Below are 3,542 nucleotides of genomic sequence, written 5' to 3' on the forward strand. Positions count from 1 at the left end.
GATCGGCATCCTCACTCATGGCGCGGCTGTGACCTTTATGACCCGCCTTAGCGCCGCCAGGCTTTGCCCTGTCCCGACGCGCCTTGCGATCGCTCGAAGGTGGCTTGGACGACGTGCGCGATGTCTTGTCCGGTCGCTGCATCCGCAGCACCAGATCGATCAACTCTTCCTTCGTCAGACGCTGCAAATCAGTGCGATCCATATCCCCATAGATTCAGGGATTCTTGCCCCTGACAAGGGCGTGAGTAATTACCACCAGACGTCGATATCCCGATCGCAAACCGCCGTGCCGCTTCTCGGGTCGACAGGCCTGCCTCTATCGCCTCGATAACACGCGTCCGCAAATCCAAGCTGTAAGCTCGTGCCATGCCGCTGCTCCTTCCGCAAATCACTTCGATCAGGGAATCAGAACAAGCCGTTCACTGCAAACAAACGACTCCGATTAAGGGAAAACCGCTCTAGACCATGAAACAGACTGCTTACCTTCTGGACCCCGAAACCACGATCTTTCGGGCTGTCGAGCTTCCGGCCGGAATCAGCTTCAAACCGATCTATGACCTGATCGGGTGCCGCTTGATCGAGGTCGTGCGCTTCGATGAACGGCATTCCCTATTCGTTGACGAGGAAGGGTTGCGCGACAGCTTGACGGCCTTCACCATCTTTGAAGGATACCCGCAGCCGCTGGCCGGCAAACTCGTTCTCGTCGGCGGTGACGGAAGCGAACCCTACCACTCTCCCCTGATAAGCCTTGAAGACGCTTCGGCGCATTTCAAGTGCTGCCGTCCGGTACTGGACCCGGTGTTTGCGACCCACGACGAGATGACGGCGGGAGGGCTGATCATCTCCGGCGCATTGATGGGCTTGCAGGTCAGGATTGACCGCCGTGCCCCGACCTTTGTCGAAGGAGAGGCATGATGAAAATCGCCATCGTGGAAAACCGAAGCCTCGTCATCGTGACAGGAACATTCGCCGCAAACATTGCGGCGAAGGACATCGAACACCAGTTCCATGCCCTCACCCACTTTCCAGACCGGCGCGCGAACGCAGAGCTTGACGAGCTGGCCCACCGACTAAACGAGTTTGCCGGCTACGTCACGAAACTGTGGGAGAGGGCGAGCGTCCCGAACCCGGAACCCGAGATCGAGGCTTTCACCCGCCGCCACGTCGAGTTGACGCGGCGCTATTGGGCGGCGGAAGCCCGCTGCATGAACTGGTTTATCACCGGACCGGCGCGCTTTCCCGTTGCCCGCAACGAAAAGCGGATGAAGATTTCCGATGCCCGCCGCGCCCATCTTGCCGCACATTCGGCATCGGCCCGAAAAGCTGTGAAGCGGAAAGCCTTTCCCCACGGCGCAGATGACGAGCCGATCCGCTCGGGCGATCCATCAGCTTTGCAACGGATCATGGCGAAGGTCGAGGACCTGGCCTTGTCGATCGACAAGATGAAGGCCGCGAACTCGATTATCCGGCGCATGGAGAAAGACGGCGCCGACGACGCGGCCATGATTGCCGCGATCGTCGCCCGGACCGGGCTTTCGGCAGAAGTGGCGGCACGCGGCGTCGTGCTGGCCGACTGGCAATGGAAACGCGGATTCGACACGGCCGGCAACCGTGCAGAAATCCGCCGCCTGCAATGGCGTCTGAAATCTCTGGCCCGGATGCATGAGCGCGGAACGCAAAGCCAAGAGATCGAAACACAGGCCGGAGCCGTCGAGATCAAGGAAAATGCCGATATTGCGCGCATTCAGTTGATCTTTCCCGGCAAACCCGACGAGGCGACGCGGCGGGCGCTCAAGGCCAATGGCTTCCGCTGGTCGCCGTCGCAAGGCGCGTGGCAGCGGCACTTGAACGAGGCGGGTAGATGGGCGGCCGAACGGGTGATGAAGGCGATCAGCGCTGAAGGTGCCGCATGAGTGCGGCCCCCTTCGGGCGTCCTGCCCGCCGCCATGTCACCGTATATGATACGCCGTCGCACCTTGGCGGAAGCTTTACCGTCTCGATTGTCGAGACGCTGGCCGGAAACGCGGTGAAAGTGCGCGTCTGGTACGGACGCGCGACCGCGCAAGGCTGGGCGGCATGGAAGGATTGGGACGGCTACTCGTTCCAGACCAACCGCGTCGCCCTTCACAAACGAGCGGATAATGCCGCTTTTCAAATAGCGCAGCGGCCGCGCCCATTGCCGGCGCGGCCGGTTGTCATCATCGAAATCACCGAGAGGAACGGCAATGAGCCGATACACTGTGGAGATCACAAACTGGACTGCAACGGATGCGCAAGGGACCATCGGTTACGATCCGCCGTTGCGAACCTTCTTGCCTGAGATAAGTTAGGCAAGGATGGCTAATGGCGCGAAGCTGCCCGGTTGCGATGATCTTCAAACTTGACTGAACCAGCGGGTCAGATACTTTTTGCTTCGTGCTTTGAGAATAAGCGGCGCCGGGCATCTTCGTCAGCCGCATGATAACCGACGACGGTTTGCACCCTCACGCCGAAGATAAGAAGAAACAGCACCAGCCCAGGCTGGCCGCGCTGCCGACATAACTTCCCAAACAAGAACCTGGCTGCCGCCTGCGATGGTGTGTGCGGTCCTGAACGCTTATGGAGAAGATCATGCGGTTTGCATTGGTGAACGACGTGCGGTGTGAAACCTCGCCTGGATTGATCGGTAGCTGCCCGGGCTGCTCGCAGCCGATGATTGCAAAGTGCGGGACGCAAAGAGTCTGGCATTGGGCGCATCGTGGTAACAGGAACTGCGATCCGTGGTGGGAGCCGGAAACCCCGTGGCATCGCGCATGGAAGGACCAATTTCCCTCGGGATGGCAGGAAGTGATCCGGCGCGACGAGGCAGGTGAGAAGCATATTGCGGATGTGATGACCGAAAATGGCTTGGTTATCGAGTTCCAACACTCACACCTGCCTGCGCGAGAGATGTCTGCACGCGAGGCGTTCCATCGGAATATGGTCTGGGTCGTGGACGGAACGAGGCTGAAGAGAGATCGATCCCGGTTTCTCGCAGCTCGAACCACTTTCAGGCCCACCTTGATGAAGGGCCTTTTCGTTGTGTTCTGGCCAAAGGAAGGCTTTCCTTCTGCGTGGCTTGACTGCGCTGTGCCGGTCTTCTTTGATTTCGAATGTTTCGGAACAGCAAACGAAGTGTCGGAGCAAAATCGCGACATACTCTGGTGCTTGTTGCCGGGGCGTGCCGAGGGGCACGCCGCAGTCTTGGCTGTTTCGCGGAGTACGTTCTTGGATGCGGCTCGGAAGCGAGCACAGATCATTCCTAGTCAAACAGTAATGGAAATGATCGCGGCCGACTTGAGGCGCGAGAGGGCGGTTGCCGAACTAAACGCGCGGCGTTGGGCCTATGCACACCCTCCGCGCCGGAAATGGTTCCGCCGGCGTCGCCAATCGAGATTCTAGGCGGCGGCTGACCCATCGCGAGTGGCACCGTAGCCAAGATTCAAACTGAGACACTTCCCCGCTCCAGGCCCGTATCGAACGGGCCAGGAACGGTGCGAGGGGAGCCCCCGACGGCCCCCTCC

5 protein-coding genes and 1 pseudogene are annotated in these 3,542 nt (G+C 59.8%); 4 read left to right on the forward strand and 2 right to left on the reverse strand.

What is annotated here, in order from left to right:
* Positions 1-202 (reverse strand): annotated as a pseudogene (locus D3227_RS39775) (IS66 family transposase); the annotation flags it as partial.
* Positions 189-368: an IS630 transposase-related protein gene (locus tag D3227_RS44710; RefSeq protein WP_120019405.1), complete on the reverse strand. Its 180-nt coding sequence runs from the start codon at positions 366-368 to the stop codon at positions 189-191. The pseudogene D3227_RS39775 and the gene D3227_RS44710, both read right to left, overlap by 14 nt.
* A 97-nt stretch (positions 369-465) precedes the next feature.
* Between D3227_RS44710 and D3227_RS39785 the strand changes: the two genes are divergently transcribed.
* The 4 genes from D3227_RS39785 to D3227_RS39795 all read left to right on the forward strand — a co-directional run bounded on the left by D3227_RS39785 (position 466) and on the right by D3227_RS39795 (position 3,420).
* Complete coding sequence (locus D3227_RS39785; RefSeq protein ID WP_120019406.1) at positions 466-915, forward strand: DUF3846 domain-containing protein; 450 nt, start codon at positions 466-468, stop codon at positions 913-915.
* Entirely contained in the window at positions 915-1,913 is a 999-nt protein-coding gene (locus D3227_RS39790; RefSeq protein ID WP_245452159.1) for a hypothetical protein, read from the forward strand. Before D3227_RS39785 ends, D3227_RS39790 begins: the two co-directional genes overlap by 1 nt.
* The gene (locus tag D3227_RS42110; protein ID WP_167481071.1) at positions 1,910-2,320 is read left to right on the forward strand and encodes a hypothetical protein; all 411 of its coding nucleotides are present in this window, start codon (positions 1,910-1,912) and stop codon (positions 2,318-2,320) included. The genes D3227_RS39790 and D3227_RS42110 overlap by 4 nt, the downstream gene beginning before the upstream one ends.
* 290 nt (positions 2,321-2,610) lie before the next feature.
* Positions 2,611-3,420, forward strand: coding sequence for a competence protein CoiA (locus tag D3227_RS39795; protein WP_245452160.1), 810 nt, complete (start codon positions 2,611-2,613; stop codon positions 3,418-3,420).
* The last annotated feature ends 122 nt before the right edge of the window (positions 3,421-3,542 follow it).

This window comes from Mesorhizobium waimense, assembly GCF_003601975.1.
In the GTDB taxonomy this organism is placed as follows: domain Bacteria; phylum Pseudomonadota; class Alphaproteobacteria; order Rhizobiales; family Rhizobiaceae; genus Mesorhizobium; species Mesorhizobium waimense.

Excerpts from the sequence above, each read along its gene's own strand:
- D3227_RS39790 (WP_245452159.1), top strand. The coding sequence starts at position 915 with ATGAAAATCGCCATCGTGGAAAACCGAAGCCTCGTCATCGTGACAGGA.
- D3227_RS39785 (WP_120019406.1), top strand. The coding sequence starts at position 466 with ATGAAACAGACTGCTTACCTTCTGGACCCCGAAACCACGATCTTTCGG.
- D3227_RS39795 (WP_245452160.1), top strand. The coding sequence starts at position 2,611 with ATGCGGTTTGCATTGGTGAACGACGTGCGGTGTGAAACCTCGCCTGGA.
- D3227_RS44710 (WP_120019405.1), bottom strand. The coding sequence starts at position 368 with ATGGCACGAGCTTACAGCTTGGATTTGCGGACGCGTGTTATCGAGGCG.
- D3227_RS42110 (WP_167481071.1), top strand. The coding sequence starts at position 1,910 with ATGAGTGCGGCCCCCTTCGGGCGTCCTGCCCGCCGCCATGTCACCGTA.